The sequence below is a fragment of the Bacillus sp. JK62 genome (assembly GCF_053663455.1).
Genome location: NZ_JBSJQA010000008.1, coordinates 91,943 through 118,823 on the forward strand (window position 1 = coordinate 91,943; position 26,881 = coordinate 118,823).

The following is a 26,881-nucleotide window of genomic DNA, read 5'->3' on the forward strand; positions in this document are numbered from 1 at the left end:
AATGATACAAAATAAAAGGGATTATGATGTTTGTTTGACTTATTACAAACGTGTTACGGTATTAAAGATTGCTTATTATGGAGGGAAAATATGAATTTGGATGAGAAACCAATTAAGATAAAAGTCGAAAATGTATCTAAGGTTTTCGGAAAACAGACAAAAAAAGCCATTCAGATGCTGTCCAGCGGAAAAAACAAAAAAGAGATCCTGAAAGCGACCGGATCAACCGTTGGTGTCAATCAAGCAAACTTTGATGTATATGATGGGGAGATATTTGTCATCATGGGTCTATCGGGGAGCGGTAAATCAACTTTAGTTCGGCTGTTAAACCGGCTTATTGAACCGACTGCCGGGAATATTTATATTGATGGTGACATGATAACAAATATGTCAAAAGACCAGCTCCGGGAAGTGCGCCGGAAAAAAATCAGCATGGTCTTTCAAAAATTTGCGCTGTTTCCGCACAGAACGATTCTTGAAAATACGGAATACGGGTTGGAGCTCCAAGGCGTCGACAAAAAAGAGCGTGAGCAAAAAGCGCTTGATTCGCTTAAACTTGTCGGTCTTGAAGGCTTTGAACACCAATTCCCTGATCAGCTCAGCGGAGGAATGCAGCAGCGTGTCGGACTTGCCCGCGCATTGACGAATGATCCTGACATTCTTCTGATGGATGAAGCTTTCAGTGCGCTTGATCCGCTGATCCGCAAAGACATGCAGGATGAGCTTTTAGACCTTCATGACTCTGTCGGCAAGACGATCATCTTCATCACGCATGATCTTGATGAAGCATTGCGCATCGGCGACAGAATCGTGCTGATGAAAGACGGTAACATCGTTCAGATCGGGACGCCTGAAGAAATTCTGATGAGCCCGTCCAATGAATACGTTGAGAAATTCGTTGAGGACGTTGACTTATCCAAAGTTCTGACAGCGGGCCACATCATGAAGCGCGCTGAAACCGTGCGGATTGACAAAGGGCCTCGTGTAGCGCTGCAGCTCATGAAGAATCTCGGTATTTCTTCTATTTACGCCGTTGATAAACAGAAACAGCTTCTCGGCGTCATTCACGCGGCGGATGCGAAAAAAGCGGTGGAATCCGACTTATCGCTTCAGGATATTTTAAATACTGAATTTACGACTGTGCATGAAAGCACATACTTGACGGAAATTTTCGATGTCGTGTCTGATGCGAATATTCCGATCGCCGTCACGGACGATAAGGACCGCATGAAAGGCATTGTCGTAAAAGGCGCATTAATCGGCGCGCTTTCAGGAAATAACGATTATATAAATGTTGAAGATTCTGCTGAACAAGCTCAGGATTCTTCTGTTCAGGGGGTGAAGTAAATGGACAGATTGCCTAGAATTCCGTTAGCAGATATCGTTGACCGGTTTGTTGACTGGCTTACCATGACGTTCGGAGGTTTCTTTGACGGAATCTCAAACGGTTTGGCCGCTTTCGTAAACGCGATTGTGAGCGGTTTGGGTTTCATCCCGTCTATTTTATTGACTGTTATTTTTGCAGCTCTCGCTTGGTGGATCAGTACGAGAGGAATTGCACTCTTTACGTTAATCGGATTCCTTGTTATTGATTATTTGGGTTATTGGTCGCCGATGCTGCAAACGTTGGCGCTTGTCGTCACATCTGTTTTGATTTCCATTATTATCGGGGTTCCGATCGGCATATGGGCGTCTCAGAAAGAAACGGTCCGCCGCATTGTCACACCGATTCTGGATTTAATGCAGACCATGCCGGCTTTCGTATACCTGCTGCCTGCAATTTTCTTCTTTAATATCGGGGTTGTGCCAGGCGTTGTGGCATCTGTTATTTTCGCGATGCCTCCGACGATCCGCATGACGGTTCTCGGTATTAAACAGGTTCCGGCTGATCTGATTGAAGCGACGGAAGCATTCGGTTCAACGACGTCTCAGCGTCTGTTCAAGGTGCAGCTTCCGCTTGCCACAAAAACAATTCTTGCCGGTATTAACCAAAGCATCATGCTTGCTTTGTCAATGGTCGTTATCGCGGCCATGGTCGGTGCGCCGGGTCTCGGTTCTGAAGTATACAGCGCCGTGACACAGTTGAAAACCGGTGTCGGAGTGGAAGCGGGTATCGCGATCGTTATCGTAGCGATTACACTCGACCGTATCACGCAAAACATTAAAGTGAAGAAGAAGAGCAGGGGGAATGCCTGATGCTTAAGAAAATCATCGGTGTCGGCGTTACCGCTGCGCTGGCTCTTTCTTTGGCTGCCTGCGGTTCGCAGACTGATGGTAAGGCAACGGCTGCGGATCAGGTGAACAAAACCATTATCGGTATTGATCCGGGATCGGGGATCATGGCCCTGACGGATGAGGCCGTGAAGGATTACGGATTGAAAGACTGGAATGTCGTCACGGCGTCAAGTGCTGCCATGACGGCGACATTGAAGAAATCATATGACCGGAAAAAGCCGATCATCGTAACGGGGTGGACGCCGCACTGGATGTTCTCCAGATACAAGCTGAAGTTCCTTGATGATCCGAAAAAAACGTACGGAACTGCCGAGCAGATTCATACGATTACAAGAACCGGCTTCAGTAAGGAACAGCCTAACGCGGCCAAAGTTCTCAGCCAGTTCAAATGGACGCAGGACGATATGGGAGAAGTCATGATTGCCGTTGAGGAAGGCGAAAAGCCGGCCAAAGCCGCAGCTGAATATGTGAAAAAACATAAAGACCAAGTGGCTCAATGGACAAAAGGCGCCCATAAAGTCAAAGGGGATAAAATCAACCTGGCTTATGTGGCATGGGACAGTGAAATCGCAAGTACGAATGTAATCGGAAAAGTATTTCAAGACCTCGGCTATGACGTGAAGCTGACGCAAGTGGAGGCAGGACCGATGTGGACTGCGATTGCGACAGGCAGCGCGGATGCGTCATTGTCTGCTTGGCTTCCGAATACCCATAAGGCATATGCGTCTAAATATAAAGGTAAATATGAAGATGTAGGAACGAGTCTGACAGGCGTCAAGATGGGTCTGGTCGTTCCTCAGTACATGAAAAACGTCAATTCAATTGAAGATCTGAAGAAGTAATGAGGAAAAGCAGCCCTGTAACGGGCTGCTTTTTTTTATGCTTCAAACGATTTGAGGACGGCGGCCGTTAATATCTCAACGCCAGTAAAGATGGCGCTTCGGTCAAATGTCATTTGGGGATGGTGAAGTCCCGGCTCCAGGCCGCACCCTAGGCCGAGCATCGTCGTTTTCAAGTTCGGCACCTTTAACCCGTAAAAGTGAAAATCCTCTCCTCCGGTTGTCACAAGGGGTTCATCCACATGTTCTTCTCCGAGAATGCTGCTGATCGCAGATGCCATGATGGCTTCCGCCTCCTTGTTTCGCTCGGCTGCCGGGAGGCTGTGTTCTTTTTGCAGTTCGATTTTTGCGCCGAATGCGGCAGCCGCCGCCTCACAGGCTCTTTCGGTTTCGGCGGTTAATTTCTCCATGGCGGCATTGGTTTGTGCGCGGAGATCAAGGCTGAACGATGCTTTTCCCGGAATGATATTGGAACTTTCTCCGCCTGCCTGAAGCTTTGTCATCTTCACGGAATGCGGGATGCCGGGATCAAGATGAATGAAGCTGAGTTTTTGGACGAGAAGAGCGGCGATTTCGATACTGTTAAGCCCGAGATGCGGTCTCGCGCCGTGGGCTTCTTCTCCGATAATCAGGCCTTCTATATGTTGGCTTGAGCCATGCAGGATGGACGGTGCGCATCGGCCGTTTGCCGTTTCCTGTACGGGGCGCACGTGCACGCCGTATAAGAAGTCAACATCATCCAGTACGCCTTTTTCAATCATTTTCAGCGCTCCGCCGCCTTTTTCTTCAGCCGGCTGAAAAATAAAGCGGATGGTGCCCTTCGGAAGCTTCGGCTGACTCTTTAAAAGCATCATCGTGCCGAGCGCCATCGTCATATGTGAATCATGTCCGCATGAATGGTTCGCCTGGAAGACACCGTCCACTTCCTGCCACAGCGCGTCAATATCCGCCCGGACAGCCACAACGGGCGAGCCTTCTCCGATTTCGCCGACAACACCGGTGCAATCATCAAACGTACGGATTCGGCAGCCGGCCTCTTTCAGTTTTTCAGTCAGATATTCAGTTGTTTGATATTCTTTCCAGCTTACTTCGGGATTGGCGTGCAGGTGGTCAAAAATGTCCATAATGACTTGCTTTTCATGCTCTGTGAGTCTGTTCATGCCGTAAGTCCTCCTTCAAAAGCTGTCTGTTTTTTATTTTTTGATATTGAAAACAGGCAATCGGTCTGTATATAATATAGCACATATCTGTATTTTCTGAATAGTTTATAAATTTAAAGCGGGATGGTGATGTTATGGCTGTGCCGAAGGCCGAACCTGTATTGAAAAAGAAGAAATTGTTTGTGATGCCTGATGCTTATGTGCTGCTGTTCATTGTCGCTTTACTATGCGCGATAGCATCGTACATCGTTCCCGCGGGGGAATTTGACAGGGTGACAAAGGGCAGTGTGACGTCCGCCGTCCCGGGAAGTTATCATTCTTTAGACCAGTCTCCTGTCAGCCCGATCGCTTTTTTTACCGCGATTCAGGAAGGGATGACAAGTTCCGCGCCGATTATTTTTTTAATCCTGTTTACGGGCGGCACCATTGCGATTTTGGAGAAAACGGGCGCCATCAATGGATTGATCAGTAATGTCATCAGTACGTTCCGCACAAAACAGCTGCTGTTTATTGCGATTGTCGGATCTCTATTTTCGATCCTCGGCACAACCGGCATCGTCGTTAATTCCGTGATCGGTTTTATTCCGATCGGCCTGATCGTCGCCCGTTCGCTGAAATGGGACGCCGTGGCCGGAGCGGCCGTCATTTATATCGGCTGTTATGCCGGGTTTAACGCGACGATTTTATCACCTTCACCGCTCGGGTTATCACAAAGCATCGCGGAGCTGCCGCTGTTTTCCGGCATCGGCCTGCGGATTGCCGTCTACATTTGTTTTCTGCTATCATCTATTTTATATATTTATCGGTATACGAGAAGGCTCAGAAAAGCAAAGGACGCCAGTCTGCTGGGGAACGATTGGTTTCCGGCGGCAGGTTCAATCCCGCAGGCTTCCGATCCGGAGGACAAGCCAGTCCCGTTTACCGTCCGCCACAAATTGATTCTGGCTGTCGCGGCTTTGTCGCTTGCCGGCTTTTTATACGGCGCGCTTACTCTTGGCTGGTCTGATTCAGAGATGGCCGCCGTGTTCATTTTTATCTCAATCGTGTCAGGCCTGATTGCGGGAATGGCGGCAAATGATATCGCAAAAACGTTTATTACAGGCTGTCAGGGCCTCGTTTACGGCGCGCTGATCGTCGGAATGGCGAGAAGCATTTCCGTTATTCTGGAACACGGAAAGCTGCTTGATACGGTAGTCAATGGACTTGCGTCACTGCTGCACGGTTTCAGCCCGATGGCAGGCGCAATCGGAATGTATATTTCCAGCGCCCTGCTTCATTTTCTGATATCATCGGGCTCAGGGGAGGCGGTCGTATTTATTCCGATCTTGGCGCCGCTTGCCGATCTGATGGGCATCACGAGACAGGTCGCGGTTGAAGCGGTCATGCTTGGAGAAGGCGTCGTAAACTGTGTCAATCCGACTTCCGGCGTGCTGATGGCCGTACTGGCTGCCAGCGGCATTCCGTACGTAAAGTGGCTTCGCTTCATGATTCCGCTGGCGCTGATTTGGTTTGTCATCGGCCTCGTGTTTATCTGCATAGGCGTCCTGATCAATTGGGGTCCTTATTAAACATTTTGTCAATGATATTTCGGTTTATCATTATGAATCAGCAAGATATAATGGGAGTTGTAAGCCATTCTTAATAGTACGGGAGGAAGTCATGAATCAGCGTCGGAACGGACTTTCAAACGTGAATGGAAAGAGTGAGAGTGTGAAAGAGAAAGAACGAATGATTTGGTCAGAAGTCGGAATGCTTGTGGGCACACTGTCTTTGCTTGACATCATCGTACGCGGACTTGTTCTGAACTGTCCATTTAGGGAATGGGCCGGAAGCTTGGCGGTTTTCTTCATTATAATTGTTTATTATTGCATCAGGGCGGGAGCGTCGGGAATGCTCATGCCGAGAATAGACACCAAAGAAGAACTGAAAAAGCGGGTGAAGCAGCAGCGGATAGATTCAATTGCGGTCACTTTTGCGGTGGCGGCGCTTACGATGTACGACAGGGGGTTTCCCCATACATTCTTTGCTTGGCTGAAAATGATCTTTCTTTTTATCGTCTGCGGAGGCGTTCTGTTTTTGCTTCGGTATGTCATTGTGAAGCTGTCTTACAGAAGAGCGATAAAAGAAATAAAAAAGAAATCATCCTGACAGGTGGTTTCTTTTTTTGTTTGAAAGCGGGAAGTCTTTTTAATTGATAGGAATATAGATTTGAATTCACTCTGTCACGTTGCTTTGATAGAGAGAGTGTGATAAGTTGAAATGTAAGCGTTAACAGAATTCTCCAGTCTTCACAACAGTTGAAAGGAGCTGAAGAAAGAGTAAGAGGAATTTTTGACTCCGCAGTCAGTCTTCAAAAATGAAATAAGGAGTGTCAAAAATGTTTGAAAAACGATTCAAAACCTCTTTACTGCCGTTATTCGCCGGATTTTTATTGCTGTTTCATTTGGTTTTGTCAGGCCCGGCGGCTGCAAACGCTGAAACTGCAAACAAATCGAATGAGGCGGCCGCGTCATCGGTCAAAAACGGGACCATCCTTCATGCCTGGAATTGGTCGTTCAATACGTTAACACAAAATATGAAAGATATTCGTGATGCGGGCTATGCAGCTATTCAGACGTCTCCGATTAACCAAGTAAAGGAAGGGAACCAAGGAGATAAAAGCATGAGGAACTGGTACTGGCTGTATCAGCCGACATCGTACCAAATCGGCAACCGTTACTTAGGCACTGAACAAGAATTTAAGGACATGTGTGCAGCCGCGGAAAAGTATGGCGTAAAAGTCATTGTCGATGCGGTTATCAATCATACCACCAGCGATTACGCCGCGATTTCTGACGAGATTAAGCGTATTCCAAACTGGACCCATGGAAACACACAAATTAAAAATTGGTCGGACAGGTGGGACGTCACTCAAAATTCATTGCTTGGGCTGTATGATTGGAATACACAGAATACTGAGGTGCAGGCCTATCTGAAACGTTTCTTGGAAAGAGCATTGAATGACGGAGCGGACGGGTTCCGCTATGATGCCGCCAAGCATATAGAGCTTCCGGATGATGGGAATTACGGCAGCCGATTTTGGCCGAATATCACAAATACATCGGCGGAGTTCCAATACGGAGAAATCCTGCAAGACAGCGCTTCCAGAGATACTGCTTATGCGAATTATATGAATGTGACGGCTTCTAACTATGGGCATTCCATCAGATCCGCTTTAAAGAACCGTAATCTGAGTGTGTCGAATATCTCCCATTATGCATCTGACGTGTCTGCGGACAAGTTAGTCACATGGGTGGAATCACATGATACGTATGCCAATGATGAGGAAGAGTCCACATGGATGAGTGATGACGATATCCGTTTAGGCTGGGCAGTGATTGGTTCCCGCTCAGGAAGCACGCCTCTTTTCTTTTCCAGACCTGAGGGCGGAGGAAATGGTGTAAGATTTCCCGGAAAAAGTCAAATAGGAGATCGCGGGAGCGCCTTATTTAAAGATCAGGCGATCACCGCGGTCAATCAATTTCACAATGTAATGGCCGGGCAGCCTGAGGAACTCTCGAATCCGAATGGGAACAATCAAATATTTATGAATCAGCGCGGCTCAAAAGGCGTTGTGCTGGCTAATGCGGGATCGTCTTCTGTCACCGTCAATACTTCAACGAAATTGCCTGACGGCAGGTATGATAATAGGGCCGGCGCCGGTTCATTTCAAGTAGCGAACGGCAAACTGACAGGTACGATCAATGCCAGATCCGCGGCTGTTCTTTATCCCGATGATATTGGAAATGCGCCTCAGGTCTTTCTTGAGAATTACCAAACGGGGGCAGTCCATTCTTTCAATGATCAGCTGACGGTCACCCTGCGTGCAAATGCGAAAACAGCAAAAGCCGTTTACCAAATCAATAATGGGCAGCAGACAGCATTTAAGGATGGAGACCGATTAACGATCGGGAAAGGAGATCCAATCGGCACGACATACAACATCAAGTTAACCGGAACGAACGGCGAGGGTGCAGAGAGAACCCAAGAATACACGTTTGTCAAAAAAGACCCGGCCCAAACCAACATCATTGGCTATCAAAATCCGGATCATTGGGGCCAGGTAAATGCTTATATTTACAAACATGATGGAGGCAGGGCCATAGAATTAACCGGATCGTGGCCGGGGAAAGCAATGACTAAGAATGCAAATGGAATTTACACGCTGACGCTGCCTGCGAATGCGGATACGGCCAATGCCAAAGTGATTTTTAACAATGGCAGCGCCCAAGTGCCCGGACAGAACCAGCCCGGCTTTGATTATGTGCAGAATGGTTTGTATAACAACTCCGGTTTAAACGGTTATCTTCCGCATTAATGGATAGGGCCATCATTACATCAGCGTGCCGGCAAACCCTTGCTTCTGGGAAAAGGACAGCGCATCTTCAATCACGCTGAAAAGATGACAACATCCTAAAACGGTTCCGTTTTAGGATGTTGTCAACAATCTGATAACCATCACCGATATTTTTTTTGTCCAAAAATCAAACTTTTCTCTTGCGAAAGTTTGTGAAATGTTGCACAATATAAATGTGAAATACTTCACAAGTTAAAAACAGACACCACGAAACACTGGAGGATGAGCATACATGATGAACGAACGAGTGAACAAAGTAGCATTAATCGGAGCAGGTTTTGTTGGAAGCAGTTATGCATTTGCGTTAATTAACCAAGGGATCACAGATGAGCTTGTGATCATTGATGTAAATAGAGAAAAAGCCATGGGCGATGTCATGGATTTAAATCACGGAAAGGCATTTGCGCCTCATCCGGTCAAAACGTCTTACGGCACATATGAGGATTGCAAGGATGCCGATATCGTGTGCATCTGTGCCGGAGCCAATCAAAAACCGGGCGAAACGAGACTTGAGCTGGTCGAAAAAAACCTCGCCATTTTTAAAAACATTGTCAGTGAAGTAATGGCAAGCGGATTTGACGGCATCTTCCTCGTTGCCACAAACCCGGTCGACATTCTCACTTATGCGACATGGACATTCAGCGGGCTTCCGAAAGAACGCGTCATCGGCAGCGGCACGACACTGGATTCTGCGCGATTCCGTTATATGCTGAGTGAATACTTCGGCGCCGCTCCGCAAAACGTACACGCCCACATTATCGGCGAGCATGGCGATACCGAGCTTCCTGTATGGAGTCACGCCAATATCGGCGGAGTGCCGGTACAGCAATTGCTGGAGAAAAATGCAGCTTACAAACAGGACGAGCTGGATCAGATCGTTGACGATGTGAAAAACGCGGCCTACCATATTATCGAGAAAAAAGGCGCGACATATTACGGAGTGGCGATGAGCCTCGCCCGCATCACAAAAGCGATTTTGCGTAATGAAAACAGCATTTTAACCGTCAGCACATATCTGGACGGCCAATACGGTGTAAACGACGTCTTTATCGGCGTTCCGGCCGTCGTCAATCGAAACGGCATCGCAGGCGTGACGGAACTTGAGCTGAATGAAACAGAACAGGCTCAATTCAGCCGCAGCGCACACGTGCTGAAAGATATTCTCGCTCCGCATTTCGCAGAGTAAACAAAAAAGCAGTACATGACAAACGCCATGTACTGCTTTTTTTAATTCGCTTTTTTCGCCATTTCCTGAGAGGTTTTTACTCTCGCTTTTCCCATAAACAAAATGGTAACGGCCGCAATGACGATCGGCGCCAGCGCAAGCGTAAATACATATGTGATGCTTTGCGACATGGCGTCAATAATGCGATCCAGAATGTGCGGCGGAATATGGGCGCGCGTGCCGGCCTGGAAAATGTCCTGCGGATTTCCGATGTTCTGCATCGCGCCGCCCGCTCCTTTCATGCCGCTGAATGAATCTGTGAGCTTGTTGGTAAACACATTCGTCTGGATGGTTCCGAAAATCGTCACACCGAGCGTCATACCGAATGATCTCAAAAACGAGTTTGTTGAGTTGGCGCTTCCGCGGTAACGCGGCTCCAGATCGTTCATGGACGCAGCCGGCAGCAGTGAGAAGTTGAAGCCGACGCCGAATCCTGAGATCAGCATGAATACCGTCAGCATCGTACGCGCCGTATCCGGTGTCATATTGGAAAGCAGCAGCATTCCGATAAAGAAAGCGACCACGGAAATCAGCATTAAATTGCGGAACCGCACTTTCGTCTGGAAAATTCCGCCGATCATACTTCCGATAACAGAACCGATCATCATCGGCGTCAAAATAAAGCCCGCGCTTGTCGCGGTGCTTCCGTACACAGCCTGAACGAAGATCGGGATAAACACCGCTAAAATGACGAACGTGGCTCCGTAAAGGAACGCCAGAATCTGTGCCGTAGCAAATAAACGGTTTTTAAACATCCAAAATGAGATAATCGGTTCTTCCGCTTTTCTTTCCACGATAAAAAAGGCGATAAAGAACACGGCGAACACAGCGAACAGACCGATGATCTGCACGGAGTTCCAATCATACGTTTTTCCGCCGAGCTCAAGAGCGAACATCAGACCGACAATGGAAACCACCAGTGTGATTGCGCCGGCCCAGTCGATTTTCTGTTTCTTATGTTCAAGGGATTCTTTATAGTAACGAAGAATGAAAAACAATGATAAAATACCGATCGGCACGTTGATGTAAAACACCCAGTGCCAGCTGATGGAGTCGGTAATGAGCGCGCCTAAAAGCGGCCCGAGAACGCTGGAAAGGCCGAAAACGGCACCGAACATGCCCGACATTTTTCCGCGTTTTTCCGGCGGAAATAAATCAAAAATGATCGTGAAGGCGATCGGCATCAGCGCGCCTCCGCCGATTCCCTGAATGACGCGGTAAATAATGAGCTGATCCATTGTTTGGGCGATCCCGCATAATGCAGATCCGATTAAGAAAAGAATAAGACCGAATAAAAAGAAACGCTTACGTCCGTACATATCGGACAGTTTTCCGTAAATCGGCATACCGGCCATAACGGCTACCATGTATGATGCCGTCACCCACGCGAACTTATCGAAACTTCCGAGGTCCGCCACGATATTTCCCATCGCAGTGGCAACGATTGTATTATCCATAGCCGACATTAAAATGCCCAGCAAAAGACCGATGACGACAAACTTTGTCGAGGCGTCCTTCGCGGCTGTTTGTTCCATGCTTTTTTCCTCCCATACTTACTTTTGATCATTAAATTTGCTATGATCATATTAGATTTGCCGAAAATTATCTTGATCGTCAAGATAAATTGATTTTATAGGGAGGCCTGTCAGTTGTCAACAAGAAATACCAGAAGCGAGACGGAGGAAACCGCCATACAGTTATTCCGGAAGATGGCCACAAGGACGATCCTTTTTCATCAGGCGGCCGCTCAATCTCTCGGTCTGTTTCCGACCGATTTGAAATCAGCTGATATCTTAAATGAAGCAGGCCCGATGACCGCAGGCGAGCTCGGGAAAAAAACCGGCCTCAGCACAGGTTCGGTAACGGCGCTCATTGACCGGCTCGAAAAAGCGGGATATGTCATGAGGAAAAAAGACCCCGAAGACAAACGGCGGGTGATCATCGTGCCGCTGACAGCCGGAAAAGCGAATGTGAAGCAATTGTTCAGCTCCTTATCCCAGTCCACGATCAGCCTTTGCCGGCAATATAAAGAAGAAGAACTGCGGCTGATATTCGATTTTTTAGGAAAAGTGACGGACATAATGGAAGACGAGCTTGAGAAATTAAAATAAAATATCATAGCACGGCCCATTCATGAATAACTTGTACAAGTTGCATGAATGAGGGGGAAGCCAATGAACATCTTTTTAAGCTACATCGTTCTCGGGCTGTCATTGTCAGCACCTGTCGGACCGGTCAATGCGGCGCAAATTGACAAAGGCATCAAAAATGGCTTTTGGCATGCATGGATTTTCGGTCTCGGCGCCATGGCCGCGGACGGGCTGTATATGATTCTGATCTATTTCGGGCTGTCTCAATTTTTGACCGCTCCTTTTGTAAAAACGTTTTTGTGGCTCTTCGGTTTTTTCGTGCTGACCTACACGGGAGTCGAAACGTTAAAAAATATCAGGGAAGCCATGAATGTCAGAAGCGGAAAAGGAAAACCGGCTTTTTACAAAACATTCGGCGCGGGATTTTTTATTTCTCTTTCCAATCCGCTGAGCATTTTATTCTGGCTCGGCATATACGGGAGCATTCTCGCCAAAACCGCTGAATCCTTCGATGCAAATCAGCTTTTGATTTACAGCTCCGGCATTCTTCTCGGCATTTTGATCTGGGATTTCTGCATGGCGGTCGCCGCGAGCACTTTCAGAAATCTCCTTCATGAAAAAGCGCTCCGCTGGCTGACGGGAGCGGCGGGTGTGTCTTTGATCGTTTTCGGGTTTTATTTCGGATGGCAGGGGATTCAAATGCTCATCTCATAAATAGAAGAGTCACCCATCGCCTATCTCCGTCATAACGTATCATGACGATACTGGAGGTGGGCCGATGGCAAGCGGGCTGTACACAAAAAGTTGCCTTGAGGAAAAGTTATTGGATCTGCCAAATTGGCAGAGAATCGCTTTTGAGCTTCTATCAGAAAAAGTAGGCGATAAAGCGGATACGTTTCCGTGCATTCCCGGGCGTCAGGGATTTTTGACAGATCAGCTCCGGATATCCTTTGCGGGTGATCCCCGCGAAGAGGGAACCCCGGAGGAAGTGGGGATGCTGCTGTCTGAGTACGGAAAGATCTCAAGGAATACCGGAAGATACGCGTCGCTGCTTGTGATTTTTGATACGCCTGAGGATTTAGCTGAGCATTATTCCGTTGAGGCGTATGAAGAGCTGTTCTGGTCTTTTTTAAACCGGCTGAGCGGATGCGACCCGAAAGACTGGCCGGAAGACATGCCGGAAGACCCTGAACATTATAAATGGGAGTTCTGCTTTGACGGCGAACCGTATTTTATTCTGTGCGCGACGCCTGCGCATGAAGCGAGACAAAGCAGAAGCTTCCCGTTTTTTATGCTGGCGTTTCAGCCGAGATGGGTTTTCGAAGGATTAAATGATTCAACCGCGTTCGGACGAAACATGAGCCGGCTGATCAGAAAACGTTTAGAGGCATATGACGAAGCCCCTCTTCATCCCCGATTGGGGTGGTACGGAGGAAAAAACAATTTAGAATGGAAGCAATATTTCCTCCGTGATGATGAGACGCAAGTGTCAAAGTGTCCCTTTTCTTATTTGAAGAGACTGTTTAAACCGATGAAATAAGCTATGATCCGGCAGGGCTGTGTCCCTGCTTTTTTTGTACGATCCATGTCACGATCGCAATGACGGCGAGAAAACAAAGGCTGACCAGAAAACCGGGCCGGCTCGATTTCTCAAACAGCGTCCCGGAGACGGCCGCGACAATCAGCACAAGGGCGATAACAATCTGTACGGTTCCCATCTTTGTCGTTTCAAGCAGTTTCTTGCCCGAGAACAAAATGAACAGCCACGTATAAAGAAGCATCAGGCCCGCCGCGGTTGTCATGTGTTCATATATATTTTTCGGCAGCACCAATGACAGGATGATGGAGACGATGAGTCCGGCAAACGTCAATCCGAGCGCGGGCCAGCAGATTTTTTTGTTTTCCTTTAATCTGAAGCATTTCGGCGCATCCCCGTCATCGGCCATTGTACAAAGCAATGTCGTCACGGCAAACAGCGAGGCGACGAGCGTGGAAAATCCCGCAATAATAAAAATTCCGTTAAAAATATCAAGAATGATATCTAAATGAAAACCCTTCAGCGATGTAATAAACGGGCTGTCCTGTTCGGTGAATTTGCCCAGCGGCACTAACAGCAGCGCCAGGCCGAGAGAAATGACGTAAATCACCGCAAGTACGGCAAGCATGAGTCTGCCTGATTTTGAGGCTTCCTCCGGCTTTTTCAAGTGTACGGTCATCAGCCCCAAGACTTCAATTCCTCCGAAGGCGTAAAACGCATAAATCAATCCCGTCCATAACCCCATCGCTCCGTGCGGGAACAAATCCTTTGATTCGTTCGGCACCTGCACATCCGGTTTATGAGAAAATATACCGCACAGCGCCAATATGGCGATCACGATAAACATAAAAATCGCCGCCGTCTTGACAACAGCGAGCACATTTTCCGTTTTTTGAAAAACGGACAGCCCCGTAAATATAATCAAAAGACCGAGCACCGCATAAATGGAGGCGAAAATCCACAGCGGCACATTCGGAAACCAATGCTTCGTAAACAGCGAGATCGCTGTCAGCTGGCTTCCCGTGATCAGCATCTCGGACGACCAGTACACCCATCCGTTGCTGAAACCGGCCCAAGTGCCGAAAGCCTTTCTCGCATAGGCGCAAAAAGACCCCTTTTCGGGCTGTTTGGCCGAAAGCTTCGCGAGCTGCTCAAAGACAAAATAGGTGCCGAGCCCGGCAATAAGAAATGAGATCAGCGCGGAATATCCGCTTTTGACAATAGCGATGCTGGACCCGAGAAAAAAGCCCGTCCCGATTGTGCAGCCGACACCGATTAAGGAGAGCTGCCACCAAGCGAGATTTCCTTTAGGCTGGTCCTGTGATTTACCCATGAAGTTCAACCCCTTTATCAAAGCTTAGATTGCGGCCGTCAGAAGGGGAATATACATCCAATAAATTGCTTTACATGAAACAAACGGCCGGAGTTCATAATAGAAGAAAAAAAGGAGCAGTCTGATGACACAGAAATTTATCGTACCGCCGAAAAAAGGGCTCGGCCTGAAGGTTCACAAAGGGCAGATTATAAAAGTTGTCGATGTGGAAGGACAGCAGGTGGCTGATTTTACGGCGTATCATGCCAAGGACTTTTATGAGCATCTTGATCAGGGCGCGACGATTGATGCCAACCAGTCCATTCATGTAAAAACGGGTGACCATATTTATTCGAATTTATACAAGCCGATGCTGACGCTGATTGAGGATACAGTCGGCAAGCATGACCTGCTGCTTCCCGCCTGCCGTCCGGATATGAACAGGCTTTTATACGGAAAGCATAAAGACGAGCTCCAGGATACGTGCTATGACAATATGAGCGGGGCGCTTGAACCGTTCGGGGTGCCGCGGCCGCATATGCATTACCCATTTGCCATCTTTATGAACACGGTGCTCGATGAGAAGGGGAACTTATCAGTCGAAACGCCTCTTTCTGAAGCGGGTGATTATGTACGGCTCCGTGCGGAAATGGATCTCGTCGTCGCATTTTCATCCTGTCCGATCGAAAAAGGAAAATGCAACGGCGACAGCATCACGGCGCTGCGGGTGGAAATCAGCTGATCCCGGTGTATTTGATTCACTTAAAAACTGCACCTGTGCTATATTTAACAAAGAGTCGTACATAGTGGCATGATTCATTTTCAGCATGAACGGGAAATGAATCATAAAGAAACAATGCAGGAGGAGTGATTGGGATGAGCATCCAGAAACAAATTATGAATGATCTCCATGTAAAACCCTCGATTGATCCGAAACAAGAAATTGAGGACAGAGTGAACTTTCTGAAACAATATTTGAAAAAAACAGGTGCCAAAGGCTTTGTGCTCGGCATCAGCGGCGGGCAGGATTCCACGCTTGCGGGACGCCTCGCCCAATTGGCGGCTGAAAGCATCAGAGAAGAAGGCGGAAACGCGGAATTTATCGCCGTCCGTCTTCCGCACGGCACACAGCAGGATGAGGATGACGCCCAATTGGCGCTCAAATTCATTAAGCCTGATAAATCATGGACATTTGATATTAAGTCCGCTGTCAGCGCGTTCGCTGATCAGTACAAAAAAGACACGGGCGATCAGCTGTCTGACTTTAACAAAGGAAATGTAAAAGCCAGAATGAGGATGATCGCTCAATATGCCATCGGCGGACAAGAGGGCCTGCTTGTCATCGGAACCGACCATGCGGCCGAAGCGGTGACCGGTTTCTTCACGAAATACGGTGACGGCGGAGCTGATCTGCTGCCGCTGACCGGATTAACGAAACGCCAGGGCAGACGTTTATTAGAAGAGCTCGGCGCGCCGGAACGCCTGTATTTGAAATTACCGACGGCCGATCTGCTTGATGAAAAACCGCAGCAGACGGATGAGACCGAACTCGGCATCACATACAATGACATTGATGATTATTTAGAAGGCAAGGACGTTTCTTCCGAAGTGATTGAGGCGCTGGAAAAACGCTACCTCAGTACGGAGCACAAGCGCCAGGTGCCGGCATCAATGTTTGATGATTGGTGGAAATAGAATGAAAAAAACCTCCCTTTTGAAAGGGAGGTTTTTGTTATCGTTTTTATTTATCTACACTTTCATAAACCCCTATCCAAATCCCTCTGCCGCTGTCATAAGTTTTACTTTTGAAAATCCACGTTGTTCCGTTTAAAACGAAAGAAGCAGCGAAATTGCCGTCAGGGCTTTGAACGAGCTTGATGGCATTAATGCCAACATCTGCTTTCGTTGAGATTGGGCTATTTTCCACGGATGAAGATGCTGTTGGTGATGCGGCAAAGGCAGGAGCGGCAGACATCAGTAAGGCAAGAGACAGCGCAGAACCGGTTAACACTTTTTTGAATTTCATTTCGAACACTCCCTTTTCAAATGAAATGTATTACAGTGTTAATAATTAGACGATTATCCATATAATTCCTCCTTTATTTCTAAAATTTTTTTCTTAAATTGAAAAAAACATCTCTTCGGAGGGACTTTTTATTTATTGATCCATTTGCATGGATCAGGGACATGTTTTCAAAACATTTTTTTATTTGATACGGATATGATTCAGCTTCACCATTAATTTGTCGGTGAATCTTCGAAGGCTGCCTCTCGAATCAGGCTCAAGAGGCAGATTTGCTTGGGCAGCGATCGTTTCTGCGACCTGCTGAATAGACATTTGGTCTGTATGGAGATGTTCTGTGAAGAGGCTATCAGACAGGCTGTTGATGCAGCGGTCGATTTGTTTTGCGGCCCAGGAGCTTTTTCCTTCCGCTCTGGTGCGCAGGCGTTTCAGCAATGTTTCCTTTGAAGCCAGCAGGGTAAAGTGGTGAATGGTCCGGCCATCCTGTCTCAGCCTGCTGATAATGTCATGGAAGTATTGATCGTTCGTAATGGTCATGGGCACAATGATGATGTCCTGATATGTATCTGACAAATAGGAAAGCATGCTGTAATTGAATTCCCGCCATAGAGGGTAGCTTTGAAAGTCATCTTCAGCGATATCCGGCGGTATCATCGAACGCATCGCAAACCCCATCTTTTCAGGATCATATACGTAAGACGGTTTCAGTCTTCTGTGCAGTTCAAACGCTGTTTGTGTTTTTCCGGAACCGAAAGCCCCATTTATCCAAATGATCATCATGATATCCCCCTTTTTCTATATGATACAAAAAAAGACCCTTCGATCGAAGAGTCAGCGGGAAAAAACAGACGTATATTCCCGGAGCGATTCCTTTATATGCGTAAAGGCATGTTCTCCAAAATACTCAAGAGAAACAAAACCGTCATATTGTCTGTTCATCAGCTCTTTTAAAAATGCTTTTTGATCGAGATCTCCTTGAAAAATCGGAGTTGGCTTGCTGAGATACCAGTTGTCAAAATTCCAGTGATAGTTTTTCAGATGAATATGGCTTACGGTATGATACAGCTTTTCTAAAGCGGACATTTGGTCAACGTGATTGACGTGTAGGTTGGAGCCGTCAAAAATGGTGCGGACCCGCGGATGGCCGACATCCTCCAAAAATGCCAGCGCCGCCTCCGGTGTATCCGCGTACGTATCGTAATGAATCTCAAGCCCGATATCGACTTCATAGTCATCTGCGAGCCGTGCCGACTGCTGAAATTGATCAACCGCACGTTGCCACTTTTCCGGTGACGTCCGATGCGAAGGAAGATTGCCGGCAAAGACTCTGATCAAGGGGCTGTGCAGCTGTCGTGCCGCGCTTAATGCCCTTTGAACATCCTTTAACGCCTGCCTTTCATCCTGAGCGGCGAAGTCAGTGTACAAACTGACGGCAGGCACCCCGATGCCTTCCTCCTGAAGCTGCTGATCAAGCCTGTCGAGCGGGCCGATTTCCTCTATATATTGTTTAGCGTGTCCGTACCACAGTTCGATTCCGTCAAAGGAGTGCTCCTTTGCGAAAGAAATGATGTCGAAAATATGCTTTTTTTTAAATCCTGTCGTGCAAAAACTCAGTTTCATCGGTAATCCTCCCGTAACTGTATATGTGTACTTTTCCCCGGGTGAGATACGGATAAACAGGTGAAAAGGGCAGACACTTTTATAAGCAGGGTGTCAGTGCGGCATACAAATTGTTTAGCGCTTTTTTGCGTCAAAGTATTAAATAATTGACCGAAGTGTTGTACAATTAATTTCATTCGAGTAAGGGGGGAGAAGCCATTGAAAAATGAAACGGAGCTGACGGACTTCAGTCCCGTCCGCAATAAACCGACTCGCGCTCGTTATGTGATACTGTTTCTTTTGTTTTTTATCACTGCGATTAATTATATAGACCGTGCCAGTGTATCCATCGCCGCCCCGTCCATTCAGACATCGCTGAACATAAGCCCCGCGCTTTTGGGCGTCGTCTTTTCCGCATTCAGCTGGACCTATACGGGTATGCAGATTCCCGGCGGGCTCATTTTGGACAAATTCGGGTCAAAACGGACGTACGGCGTTTCTTTAATGATCTGGTCTGTTTTCACCGGAGTGCAGGCTTTTGCGGCCAGTTTCGGGTTTTTATTCGGCTGCCGCCTGATTATCGGGCTGGCTGAATCGCCTGCGTTTCCGGCAAACAACCGGATTGTCACGACATGGTTTCCAAGGCGGGAACGCGCCTTTGCGACGGGTGTTTATACGGCGGGGGAATATGTGGGACTGGCGTTCGCCACACCGGTTTTATTCTGGGTGTTAACGGCATTTGACTGGCGCGCCGTCTTTATTTCTTCAGGCGTGCTCGGGCTTGTTTTCTCCGTTTTCTGGTTCAAAATGTATCACGAGCCGAATCGGTACCGGAAAGTGAACCGGGAAGAGCTTGATTATATTAGAGAAGGCGGCGGACTGACAGAGGTGTCTGAATCAGCCGGCAGGATCACGTGGCGGGATTTCGTCCAGCTTCTTAAATACCGCAAGCTTGTCGGCTTGTATATCGGCCAATTCGCCGTAGCCTCCACGCTGTTCTTCTTTTTGACATGGTTTCCGACTTATCTGGCGGAGGCAAAGCACATGGCATTCTTGAAAGTCGGCTTCGCCGCATCAATCCCGTATATCGCCGCCTTTTTCGGCGTATTGTTCGGCGGATATTGGTCTGACGGAATGATGAAACGGGGCGTGTCGGTGAACGTTGCCCGAAAAACCCCCGTCATCCTCGGTCTTCTGCTGACAGGCTCCATCGTGCTCGCGAATGTTACGGATTCTGCTCCTGCGGTTTTGACGATCTTATCCATTGCTTCTTTTGCGCAGGGCATGTCCAATATATCCTGGACGATGCTGAGTGAGGTGGCGCCAAGCGAAACAATCGGATTGGCAGGAGGCGTGTTTAACTTTTTCGCCAATATGGCCGGCATTATCACCCCGCTTATCATCGGGTTTATCGTTTCTGCGACCGGTTCATATAACGGAGCGATTCTGTTTGTCGGCGCTGTCGCATTTATCGGGGCATTTTCTTATATTTTCATTGTCGGAAAGGTGGAACGCATTACGCTCCGATAGAAAGAAAAACTCATCTCTTCTTATAAAGGATGGGTTTTCTTTCATTGCATTATCTCTATATTTCAATATTGAGTTATCATATAATAAACATAACTTTTTCATTTCTTAGGAGGATTTCGCCGAAGATGAACGCAAAACGTGCCATTCCCGTAAGAGAAAGAAATATCGTACTGATCGGATTCATGGGGGTCGGAAAGACAACAATCGGCCAGCTGGTCGCTAAGAAATTATACAGAGACTTCATTGATATTGATTTGCAGATTGAGAAAGATTTCAATATGTCCATCCCTGAAATGTTTGAGAAAAAAGGTGAAGCCTTTTTCCGTCAGACCGAGAAGGATTATATATTAGATATCTGCCGCAATACGAAATTCAAGATCGTGTCGCTTGGGGGCGGTTCGTTTAAACAAGAGGAAATCAGACAGTGCTGCCTTGAAAACTGTCTCGTGCTCCATCTGGATCTATCATGGGAGAATTGGAAGCAGCGGGCTGATCTGCTGATTGAAAGCCGTCCCGTTCTGCATAACCGTTCCATGGATGAAATGCAGCAGCTCTTTAACGAGCGCCAAAGCATCTATGATAAACATAATTCAAAAGTGGCGACGGATAATCTGGAACCAGAAGAAATCGCCGATTATATCGTAGAAACGTTAAAAATCGGCTGGGATCTGTATCAGCCGATGTAAAAAGAGCCGTGACGCTGTGAGCGTACGGCTTTTTTGTTTTCTTTTAAACAAACGTTTATAAAATTTTTAGAAAATGAGTGTAAAATCGTGTTAAGATAGAGTCAGAAAATTAAATCTTATAAAACAAAGGAGATTAATCGGATATGCAATTATACGACTTGCCGCTCGACCAACTGCAAACCTATAAACCAAATAAAACCGCTCCTCATGACTTTTCGGATTTTTGGGCATCATCATTACATGAGCTTGCAAAGGAAGAGGCAAAGCCTGAATTGACGGCTGAAAGCTACCCGGCTGACGGTGTGAAAGTATTCCGGCTGACATACCGGAGCTTCGGCAAGGCGGAAATTGAGGGATGGTACGCCGTTCCCGACCGGCAAGGACCGCATCCGGCCATCGTGAAATATCACGGCTACAACGCGAGCTATGACGGGGATATACATGACATCGTAAATTGGGCGCTTCACGGATATGCCGCGTTCGGGATGCTTGTCCGCGGCCAGCACAGCAGCACAGATACAAGCGTCTCACCGCACGGACACGTTCCCGGCTGGATGACGAAAGGGATTTTAGATAAAGATACATATTATTACCGCGGCGTGTACTTAGACGCCGTCCGGGCTTTGGAAGTCATCAGCGGCTTTGATGAAGTGGATGAAACGAGAATCGCCGTCATCGGCGGGAGCCAGGGAGGCGGACTTTCAATCGCCGCGGCGGCACTATCTGACATTCCGAGAGCGGTTGCGGCCGATTATCCTTATTTAAGCAATTTTGAGCGGGCCATTGATGTCGCTCTTGATGAGCCGTATCTTGAGATTAACTCCTTTTTCAGAAAGAACGGCAGCCCTGAGACGGAGAAGGCCGCGATGAATACACTGGCCTATTTTGATATCATGAATCTGGCGGACCGCGTAAAAGTTCCGGTGCTCATGTCCATCGGGCTGATTGACCGCGTGACTCCGCCGTCGACGGTGTTTGCCGCTTACAATCATCTGGAAACGGAAAAAGAATTGAAGGTGTACCGATATTTCGGACATGAATACATACCTTCTTTCCATACGGAAAAGCTGGCCTTTCTGAAAGCGCATCTGAAAGGCTGACAACAGCGAAAAGCCCAAGTACTTGGGCTTTTTTCAGGAATGATCACGGAAAAGGACGGATACAGATGGAACAAAGGATCATCGAAGAATTAAAACGAATTGAAGCACAGCACGGCGTCAAGGTGCTTTACGCCGTAGAATCAGGGAGCCGCGCATGGGGATTTCCGTCAAGCGACAGCGACTACGATGTGCGGTTTCTCTATGTGCCGAAAAAAGAATGGTACTTTTCGATCGAACCGCATAGGGATGTCATAGAAGAGCCGATTCATGACATGCTTGACATCAGCGGCTGGGAACTGAGAAAAGCGCTGCGGCTTTTTAAAAAATCAAATCCGCCTCTTTTGGAATGGCTCTCTTCTGAGATGATCTATTATGAAGCTTTCTCAGCGGCTGAAAAGCTTCGAAAACTGAAAATCCGCGCCTTTTCGCCTGAAGCCGGCATTTATCATTATCTCAATATGGCAAAACGGAATGAAAAAACGGAATTGCAGGGCAGTGAAGTGAAGATTAAAAAGTATTTTTATGTTTTGCGTCCTCTCCTTGCCTGCAGATGGATTGAAACGTTCGGCTCCGTACCGCCGATGTCATTTCCCGTACTGGCCGACGCCTTATTGACGGATGAAGCGCTCATTTCTGAAATCAATATACTGCTTACAAGGAAAAAAAGCGGTCAGGAGCTGGCTCCGGAACCGAGAAATACGATGATTCACGCGTTTATAGAAGAAGAAATAGAACGCATCGGGCACTATGTCAAAACGATCAAAACGCCGAAACCTGACATAACGGAGGAACTGAATCAGCTATTGATTCAGACTGTCGAAGAGGCGTGGGGGGAAAAAGGCGGAAATTGACGATTGCCGTCATTTCCGTCCGCCTTTTTTCGGCATAATCCGCCTGCTATCTAAGAAGCTGATTGTGGTAAAACCACAAAAATTTATCAGAATCTTTGTATTTTTAGAATATTGTGAGAGGATGTTTTGTCCATTTACAATAGACTCATACAAATACTTCTTAGATTGCGGGGTGTTAAGGTTGGAAGTGATTACAAGAGATTTTTTCTTATTTTTATCCAAGAGCAGCTTTCTCAATAAGATGGCGCGAAGCTGGGGAAGCCGTGTGGCAGCCGGCAAAATCATCGGAGGAATGGATTTCCGCAGTTCTATCCCGACAATCCGACATTTGAACAGCCAGGGGCTGTCAGTTACTGTCGATCATTTGGGGGAATTTGTCAACAGTGGTGACGTCGCGAAAGAACGCACCGAGGAGTGCATGCAGACCATCGCCTTAATTGCTGATGAACAGCTGAATTCCCAAGTGTCATTAAAAATGACGTCTTTAGGTCTTGATATAGATCTCGATCTCGTCTATGAAAATATGACGAAAATCCTCCAGACGGCTGAAAAACATAAAGTCATGGTGACGATTGACATGGAAGATGAAACGAGATGCCAGAAAACGCTGGATATCTTTAAAGACTTCCGGAGCCGGTATGAATATGTAAGCACCGTGGTGCAGGCTTATCTGTACAGAACGGAGAAGGATCTTGATGACCTCAGCCCGCTGAATCCGTTTCTGCGGCTTGTCAAAGGGGCCTATAAAGAATCGGAAAAGGTGGCCTATCCTGAAAAAAGCGACGTCGATGAAAATTATAAAAGACTCATCCGCAAACAGCTTTTAAAAGGACATTATACGGCAGTCGCCACGCATGATGACAAAATGATCGAGTTTACAAAACAGCTTGCCAAAGAGCACGGCATTCCAAACGACCGTTTTGAGTTTCAGATGCTGTACGGCATGCGCTCGCAAACCCAGCTCAGCCTGGTGGAAGAAGGATACCGCATGAGAGTCTACCTGCCTTACGGGGATGACTGGTACGGCTATTTCATGAGACGGCTCGCCGAACGCCCCTCAAACATCGCATTCGCCTTTAAAGGAATGACTAAGAAGTAAAAAAGGGAGAGATGACAATGACTACACCTTATAAACACGAACCATTCACGAATTTCCAAGATCAATCGAACGTTGAAGAATTTAAGAAAGCGCTTGCGAAGGTAAATGAGTATCTGGGAAAAGATTATCCGCTCGTCATCAACGGTGAAAAGGTAGAGACGGAAGCGAAAATCGTATCCATTAACCCTGCAGACAAAGAAGAAGTCGTCGGAAAAGTGTCAAAGGCGTCCCAGGAACACGCTGAGCAGGCGATTGAAGCGGCTGCGAAAGCGTTCGAAGAGTGGAGATACACATCCCCTGAAGAAAGAGCGGCCGTTCTGTTCCGCGCAGCTGCCAAAGTCCGCCGCAGAAAGCACGAATTCTCCGCCCTGCTCGTCAAGGAAGCGGGAAAACCTTGGAACGAAGCTGATGCGGATACGGCGGAAGCCATCGACTTTATGGAATACTACGCGCGCCAGATGGTTGAATTGGCAAAAGGCAAGCCGGTCAACAGCCGCGAAGGCGAGAAGAACCAATATGTCTACACACCGACCGGCGTAACGGTCGTCATTCCGCCATGGAACTTCCTCTTTGCGATTATGGCGGGAACGACGGTGGCACCGATCGTAACGGGCAACACGGTCGTTCTTAAACCGGCAAGCGCGACACCGGTCATCGCGGCGAAATTCGTAGAAGTGCTTGAGGAATCAGGCCTTCCGAAGGGCGTTGTCAACTTTGTGCCGGGAAGCGGAGCGGAAGTGGGAGACTATCTCGTCGATCACCCGAAAACAAGCATCATTACGTTTACGGGATCACGTGAAGTCGGTACGAGAATTTTCGAACGCGCGGCGAAAGTGCAGCCGGGCCAGCAGCATTTAAAGCGTGTTATCGCTGAAATGGGCGGTAAAGATACGGTTGTTGTCGATGAGGACGCGGACATTGAATTGGCGGCTCAATCCATCTTTACATCAGCATTCGGCTTCGCGGGACAAAAATGTTCTGCAGGTTCACGTGCAGTTGTCCATGAAAAAGTGTATGATCAAGTATTGGAGCGCGTCATCGAAATCACTGAATCAAAAGTGACGGCAAGCCCTGACAGCGCTGACGTGTATATGGGACCTGTCATCGACCAAGGTTCTTACGACAAGATCATGAGCTACATTGAAATCGGAAAAGAAGAAGGCCGTTTAGTAAGCGGCGGCACCGGAGATGATTCAAAAGGCTACTTTATCAAGCCGACGATCTTCGCTGACCTTGATCCGAAAGCCAGACTCATGCAGGAAGAAATTTTCGGGCCTGTCGTGGCGTTTTCTAAAGTATCAAACTTTGATGAAGCACTGGAAGTGGCCAACAATACTGAATACGGTTTGACAGGCGCGGTCATTACAAATAACCGCAAACATATTGAACGGGCGAAACAGGAATTCCATGTCGGCAACCTGTACTTCAACCGCAATTGTACGGGAGCGATTGTCGGCTACCATCCGTTCGGAGGCTTCAAAATGTCCGGCACTGATTCAAAAGCGGGCGGCCCGGATTATTTGGCCCTCCACATGCAGGCGAAAACAATCAGTGAAATGTTTTAAGAGGGACTGAATGGGCATCCTCCTCGCGGGGGGTGTCCATTTCACCATAAACCTATAAAGCGGAGGAGGAAATGCCATAGCAAACATTCAGTTGATTATTTCCATTTGTATTTATATGGCGGGCATGCTGTTTATCGGTTATTTCGCCTACAGACGGACGTCGAATCTGACGGATTACATGCTCGGTGGGCGTTCTTTAGGCCCTGCCGTCACAGCGCTCAGCGCGGGAGCGGCGGATATGAGCGGATGGCTCTTGATGGGGCTTCCTGGCGCCATGTTCTCGACGGGATTAAGCGGCGCTTGGATTGTAATCGGACTTGTGCTCGGGGCGTGGGCGAACTGGCTTTTCGTCGCGCCGAGACTGAGAACGTATACCGAAAAAGCGGGGAATTCCATCACCATTCCGGGTTTCCTTGAAAACCGTTTCGGTGATCATACGAAGCTTCTCAGACTGTTTTCGGGTCTCGTCATTCTCGTCTTTTTCACTTTTTACGTATCATCCGGCATGGTGTCCGGAGGTGTCTTATTCAACAGCATTTTAGGGTTGAATTACCACACGGGACTGTGGGTCGTGACAGGCGTCGTTGTCGCCTACACCTTGTTCGGGGGCTTTTTGGCGGTAAGCTGGACGGACTTTGTCCAAGGGATCATCATGTTTGCGGCGCTTATTCTCGTGCCGATTGTGACGATTTTCCATACGGGCGGCCCGGGGGAAACCGTTGCCGATATCCGTTCCGTCAACCCGGAACTGTTTAATATGTTCAAAGGGACCACCGTCCTTGGCATTATTTCTTTATTTGCGTGGGGGCTCGGCTATTTCGGGCAGCCGCATATTATTGTGCGCTTTATGGCGATCACATCTGTGAAAGAGATCAAACGCGCCAGACGGATCGGAATGGGATGGATGATTTTGTCTGCACTCGGCGCGCTGTTTACGGGTCTTGCGGGAATCGCGTATTACCACCAGCGCGGGTTGAAGCTGGCTGATCCGGAAACCATTTTTATTCAGCTCGGCAATATTCTGTTCCACCCGATTATTACGGGATTTCTCATTTCTGCGATTTTAGCGGCCATTATGAGTACGATTTCGTCTCAGCTGCTCGTTACGTCCAGTTTCTTTAGTGGAGGACTTGTATAAGTCCATGTTCAGGCGTTCAGCTTCTGATAAGGAACTCGTATTTCTGGGGAGAATGGCAGTGCTTGCGGTGTCAATCGTCGCCCTGGTGCTCGCCTGGGAGAAAAACAACACGATACTTGGTCTTGTCAGCTATGCATGGGCGGGATTCGGCGCTTCATTCGGGCCGGTCGTACTGCTCAGTTTATTTTGGAAACGGATGACGAAATGGGGGGCACTCGCCGGCATGATTGCGGGAGCGATTACCGTAATCATTTGGGCGAATGCCGGTCTTTCAGACTTTTTGTACGAAATCATTCCGGGCTTTGCTGTAAGCCTTGCCGCTGTATTTGTCGTCAGCTTATTGACACAGGCTCCGTCAAAAGATGTCACAGATCAGTTTCATGACTACCGTGATACACTTTCTCAATAAAAGCAAGGAACGAGAGGAAGAAGGGACCGCCCTTTTTCCTCTTTTCACGATACAGGCTTTCGGATCATTCCGTTTTGGGAGTATATG

24 protein-coding genes and 1 pseudogene are annotated in these 26,881 nt (G+C 47.8%); 19 read left to right on the plus strand and 6 right to left on the minus strand.

Annotated elements, in window-relative coordinates:
• Nucleotides 1-90: 90 nt before the first annotated feature.
• Genes opuAA through ACWJJ4_RS18105 form a run of 3 tightly spaced genes read left to right on the plus strand, consistent with a single transcriptional unit; the run spans nt 91 to nt 3,077 of the window.
• A complete protein-coding gene (opuAA, locus tag ACWJJ4_RS18095; RefSeq protein WP_003156640.1) occupies nt 91-1,347 on the plus strand; it encodes a glycine/proline betaine ABC transporter ATP-binding protein OpuAA in 1,257 nt (418 codons plus the stop codon).
• Nucleotides 1,348-2,196, plus strand: a complete 849-nt coding sequence (gene opuAB, locus ACWJJ4_RS18100; protein ID WP_003156639.1) for a glycine/proline betaine ABC transporter permease subunit OpuAB — start codon at nt 1,348-1,350, stop codon at nt 2,194-2,196.
• Nucleotides 2,196-3,077, plus strand: a complete 882-nt coding sequence (locus tag ACWJJ4_RS18105; RefSeq protein WP_007409051.1) for a glycine betaine ABC transporter substrate-binding protein — start codon at nt 2,196-2,198, stop codon at nt 3,075-3,077. Before opuAB ends, ACWJJ4_RS18105 begins: the two co-directional genes overlap by 1 nt.
• A 35-nt stretch (nt 3,078-3,112) precedes the next feature.
• On the opposite strand, the gene ACWJJ4_RS18110 is transcribed toward ACWJJ4_RS18105, so the two are convergent.
• Entirely contained in the window at nt 3,113-4,234 is a 1,122-nt protein-coding gene (locus ACWJJ4_RS18110) for a M20 peptidase aminoacylase family protein (RefSeq protein WP_077721761.1), read from the minus strand.
• Between the two features lie 134 nt (nt 4,235-4,368).
• On the opposite strand from ACWJJ4_RS18110, the gene ACWJJ4_RS18115 reads away from it, so the two are divergent.
• From ACWJJ4_RS18115 to ACWJJ4_RS18130, 4 genes are all read left to right on the plus strand, one after another.
• Entirely contained in the window at nt 4,369-5,802 is a 1,434-nt protein-coding gene (locus tag ACWJJ4_RS18115; RefSeq protein ID WP_003156632.1) for a YfcC family protein, read from the plus strand.
• A gap of 91 nt (nt 5,803-5,893) precedes the next feature.
• The gene (locus ACWJJ4_RS18120) at nt 5,894-6,382 is read left to right on the plus strand and encodes a DUF6773 family protein (RefSeq protein ID WP_064107321.1); all 489 of its coding nucleotides are present in this window, start codon (nt 5,894-5,896) and stop codon (nt 6,380-6,382) included.
• A gap of 229 nt (nt 6,383-6,611) precedes the next feature.
• Nucleotides 6,612-8,591, plus strand: a complete 1,980-nt coding sequence (gene amyE, locus ACWJJ4_RS18125; protein ID WP_232213369.1) for an alpha-amylase — start codon at nt 6,612-6,614, stop codon at nt 8,589-8,591.
• A gap of 271 nt (nt 8,592-8,862) precedes the next feature.
• Nucleotides 8,863-9,816, plus strand: a complete 954-nt coding sequence (locus tag ACWJJ4_RS18130; RefSeq protein WP_454021852.1) for an L-lactate dehydrogenase — start codon at nt 8,863-8,865, stop codon at nt 9,814-9,816.
• A 41-nt stretch (nt 9,817-9,857) separates the two neighbouring features.
• On the opposite strand, the gene ACWJJ4_RS18135 is transcribed toward ACWJJ4_RS18130, so the two are convergent.
• Nucleotides 9,858-11,390, minus strand: a complete 1,533-nt coding sequence (locus ACWJJ4_RS18135; RefSeq protein ID WP_045206666.1) for an MDR family MFS transporter — start codon at nt 11,388-11,390, stop codon at nt 9,858-9,860.
• 114 nt (nt 11,391-11,504) lie between these two features.
• Here ACWJJ4_RS18135 and ACWJJ4_RS18140 point away from each other — a divergent pair, with 114 nt between their 5' ends.
• The 3 genes from ACWJJ4_RS18140 to ACWJJ4_RS18150 all read left to right on the plus strand — a co-directional run bounded on the left by ACWJJ4_RS18140 (nt 11,505) and on the right by ACWJJ4_RS18150 (nt 13,485).
• Entirely contained in the window at nt 11,505-11,966 is a 462-nt protein-coding gene (locus ACWJJ4_RS18140) for a MarR family transcriptional regulator (RefSeq protein ID WP_017419364.1), read from the plus strand.
• Between the two features lie 63 nt (nt 11,967-12,029).
• Nucleotides 12,030-12,659 carry a LysE family translocator gene (locus tag ACWJJ4_RS18145; RefSeq protein ID WP_007409057.1) on the plus strand — a complete coding sequence of 210 codons (630 nt, stop codon included), beginning with the start codon at nt 12,030-12,032 and terminating at the stop codon, nt 12,657-12,659.
• Between the two features lie 64 nt (nt 12,660-12,723).
• Nucleotides 12,724-13,485 carry a YqcI/YcgG family protein gene (locus ACWJJ4_RS18150; protein ID WP_454021853.1) on the plus strand — a complete coding sequence of 254 codons (762 nt, stop codon included), beginning with the start codon at nt 12,724-12,726 and terminating at the stop codon, nt 13,483-13,485.
• 1 nt (nt 13,486) lies between these two features.
• On the opposite strand, the gene ACWJJ4_RS18155 is transcribed toward ACWJJ4_RS18150, so the two are convergent.
• Nucleotides 13,487-14,815, minus strand: coding sequence for an amino acid permease (locus ACWJJ4_RS18155; RefSeq protein ID WP_007409059.1), 1,329 nt, complete (start codon nt 14,813-14,815; stop codon nt 13,487-13,489).
• Between the two features lie 124 nt (nt 14,816-14,939).
• Here ACWJJ4_RS18155 and ACWJJ4_RS18160 point away from each other — a divergent pair, with 124 nt between their 5' ends.
• Together ACWJJ4_RS18160 and nadE are read left to right on the plus strand one after the other, a co-directional pair.
• Nucleotides 14,940-15,536, plus strand: coding sequence for a DUF1989 domain-containing protein (locus tag ACWJJ4_RS18160; protein WP_454021854.1), 597 nt, complete (start codon nt 14,940-14,942; stop codon nt 15,534-15,536).
• Between the two features lie 134 nt (nt 15,537-15,670).
• Nucleotides 15,671-16,489 (plus strand): ammonia-dependent NAD(+) synthetase, encoded by an 819-nt coding sequence (gene nadE / locus ACWJJ4_RS18165; RefSeq protein WP_007409061.1) that lies wholly within the window; start codon nt 15,671-15,673, stop codon nt 16,487-16,489.
• Nucleotides 16,490-16,535: 46 nt separating this feature from the next.
• Here the strand turns inward: nadE and ACWJJ4_RS18170 are convergent, their stop codons facing one another.
• From ACWJJ4_RS18170 to ACWJJ4_RS18180, 3 genes are all read right to left on the minus strand, one after another.
• Nucleotides 16,536-16,820 carry an antimicrobial peptide LCI gene (locus ACWJJ4_RS18170; RefSeq protein ID WP_017419366.1) on the minus strand — a complete coding sequence of 95 codons (285 nt, stop codon included), beginning with the start codon at nt 16,818-16,820 and terminating at the stop codon, nt 16,536-16,538.
• 180 nt (nt 16,821-17,000) lie between these two features.
• Complete coding sequence (tmrB, locus tag ACWJJ4_RS18175) at nt 17,001-17,594, minus strand: tunicamycin resistance ATP-binding TmrB (RefSeq protein ID WP_077721765.1); 594 nt, start codon at nt 17,592-17,594, stop codon at nt 17,001-17,003.
• A 54-nt stretch (nt 17,595-17,648) separates the two neighbouring features.
• Entirely contained in the window at nt 17,649-18,437 is a 789-nt protein-coding gene (locus tag ACWJJ4_RS18180) for a sugar phosphate isomerase/epimerase family protein (RefSeq protein ID WP_326359137.1), read from the minus strand.
• 198 nt (nt 18,438-18,635) lie between these two features.
• Between ACWJJ4_RS18180 and ACWJJ4_RS18185 the strand changes: the two genes are divergently transcribed.
• From ACWJJ4_RS18185 to putP, 7 genes and pseudogenes are all read left to right on the plus strand, one after another.
• Nucleotides 18,636-19,946, plus strand: coding sequence for an MFS transporter (locus ACWJJ4_RS18185; protein WP_032857845.1), 1,311 nt, complete (start codon nt 18,636-18,638; stop codon nt 19,944-19,946).
• Nucleotides 19,947-20,071: 125 nt separating this feature from the next.
• Nucleotides 20,072-20,632, plus strand: coding sequence for a shikimate kinase (locus tag ACWJJ4_RS18190; RefSeq protein ID WP_003156609.1), 561 nt, complete (start codon nt 20,072-20,074; stop codon nt 20,630-20,632).
• Between the two features lie 143 nt (nt 20,633-20,775).
• Complete coding sequence (gene cah / locus ACWJJ4_RS18195; protein ID WP_025284201.1) at nt 20,776-21,732, plus strand: cephalosporin C deacetylase; 957 nt, start codon at nt 20,776-20,778, stop codon at nt 21,730-21,732.
• 65 nt (nt 21,733-21,797) lie between these two features.
• Entirely contained in the window at nt 21,798-22,583 is a 786-nt protein-coding gene (locus ACWJJ4_RS18200; protein WP_025650333.1) for a nucleotidyltransferase domain-containing protein, read from the plus strand.
• Nucleotides 22,584-22,770: 187 nt separating this feature from the next.
• Nucleotides 22,771-23,682, plus strand: coding sequence for a proline dehydrogenase family protein (locus ACWJJ4_RS18205; RefSeq protein ID WP_087920787.1), 912 nt, complete (start codon nt 22,771-22,773; stop codon nt 23,680-23,682).
• A 17-nt stretch (nt 23,683-23,699) separates the two neighbouring features.
• Complete coding sequence (gene pruA / locus ACWJJ4_RS18210; protein ID WP_025650331.1) at nt 23,700-25,247, plus strand: L-glutamate gamma-semialdehyde dehydrogenase; 1,548 nt, start codon at nt 23,700-23,702, stop codon at nt 25,245-25,247.
• 124 nt (nt 25,248-25,371) lie between these two features.
• Nucleotides 25,372-26,794, plus strand: a pseudogene (gene putP, locus ACWJJ4_RS18215) (sodium/proline symporter PutP).
• Nucleotides 26,795-26,881: the final 87 nt, after the last annotated feature.

What these genes read in the sequence shown, in the direction of transcription:
- nadE (WP_007409061.1), top strand. Translation starts at nt 15,671, where the DNA reads ATGAGCATCCAGAAACAAATTATGAATGATCTCCATGTAAAACCCTCG.
- ACWJJ4_RS18120 (WP_064107321.1), top strand. Translation starts at nt 5,894, where the DNA reads ATGAATCAGCGTCGGAACGGACTTTCAAACGTGAATGGAAAGAGTGAG.
- ACWJJ4_RS18200 (WP_025650333.1), top strand. Translation starts at nt 21,798, where the DNA reads ATGGAACAAAGGATCATCGAAGAATTAAAACGAATTGAAGCACAGCAC.
- ACWJJ4_RS18160 (WP_454021854.1), top strand. Translation starts at nt 14,940, where the DNA reads ATGACACAGAAATTTATCGTACCGCCGAAAAAAGGGCTCGGCCTGAAG.
- ACWJJ4_RS18145 (WP_007409057.1), top strand. Translation starts at nt 12,030, where the DNA reads ATGAACATCTTTTTAAGCTACATCGTTCTCGGGCTGTCATTGTCAGCA.
- opuAB (WP_003156639.1), top strand. Translation starts at nt 1,348, where the DNA reads ATGGACAGATTGCCTAGAATTCCGTTAGCAGATATCGTTGACCGGTTT.
- ACWJJ4_RS18115 (WP_003156632.1), top strand. Translation starts at nt 4,369, where the DNA reads ATGGCTGTGCCGAAGGCCGAACCTGTATTGAAAAAGAAGAAATTGTTT.
- pruA (WP_025650331.1), top strand. Translation starts at nt 23,700, where the DNA reads ATGACTACACCTTATAAACACGAACCATTCACGAATTTCCAAGATCAA.
- amyE (WP_232213369.1), top strand. Translation starts at nt 6,612, where the DNA reads ATGTTTGAAAAACGATTCAAAACCTCTTTACTGCCGTTATTCGCCGGA.
- ACWJJ4_RS18150 (WP_454021853.1), top strand. Translation starts at nt 12,724, where the DNA reads ATGGCAAGCGGGCTGTACACAAAAAGTTGCCTTGAGGAAAAGTTATTG.
- ACWJJ4_RS18105 (WP_007409051.1), top strand. Translation starts at nt 2,196, where the DNA reads ATGCTTAAGAAAATCATCGGTGTCGGCGTTACCGCTGCGCTGGCTCTT.
- ACWJJ4_RS18180 (WP_326359137.1), bottom strand. Translation starts at nt 18,437, where the DNA reads ATGAAACTGAGTTTTTGCACGACAGGATTTAAAAAAAAGCATATTTTC.
- tmrB (WP_077721765.1), bottom strand. Translation starts at nt 17,594, where the DNA reads ATGATCATTTGGATAAATGGGGCTTTCGGTTCCGGAAAAACACAAACA.
- ACWJJ4_RS18155 (WP_007409059.1), bottom strand. Translation starts at nt 14,815, where the DNA reads ATGGGTAAATCACAGGACCAGCCTAAAGGAAATCTCGCTTGGTGGCAG.
- cah (WP_025284201.1), top strand. Translation starts at nt 20,776, where the DNA reads ATGCAATTATACGACTTGCCGCTCGACCAACTGCAAACCTATAAACCA.
- ACWJJ4_RS18135 (WP_045206666.1), bottom strand. Translation starts at nt 11,390, where the DNA reads ATGGAACAAACAGCCGCGAAGGACGCCTCGACAAAGTTTGTCGTCATC.
- ACWJJ4_RS18110 (WP_077721761.1), bottom strand. Translation starts at nt 4,234, where the DNA reads ATGAACAGACTCACAGAGCATGAAAAGCAAGTCATTATGGACATTTTT.
- opuAA (WP_003156640.1), top strand. Translation starts at nt 91, where the DNA reads ATGAATTTGGATGAGAAACCAATTAAGATAAAAGTCGAAAATGTATCT.
- ACWJJ4_RS18170 (WP_017419366.1), bottom strand. Translation starts at nt 16,820, where the DNA reads ATGAAATTCAAAAAAGTGTTAACCGGTTCTGCGCTGTCTCTTGCCTTA.
- ACWJJ4_RS18130 (WP_454021852.1), top strand. Translation starts at nt 8,863, where the DNA reads ATGATGAACGAACGAGTGAACAAAGTAGCATTAATCGGAGCAGGTTTT.
- ACWJJ4_RS18190 (WP_003156609.1), top strand. Translation starts at nt 20,072, where the DNA reads ATGAACGCAAAACGTGCCATTCCCGTAAGAGAAAGAAATATCGTACTG.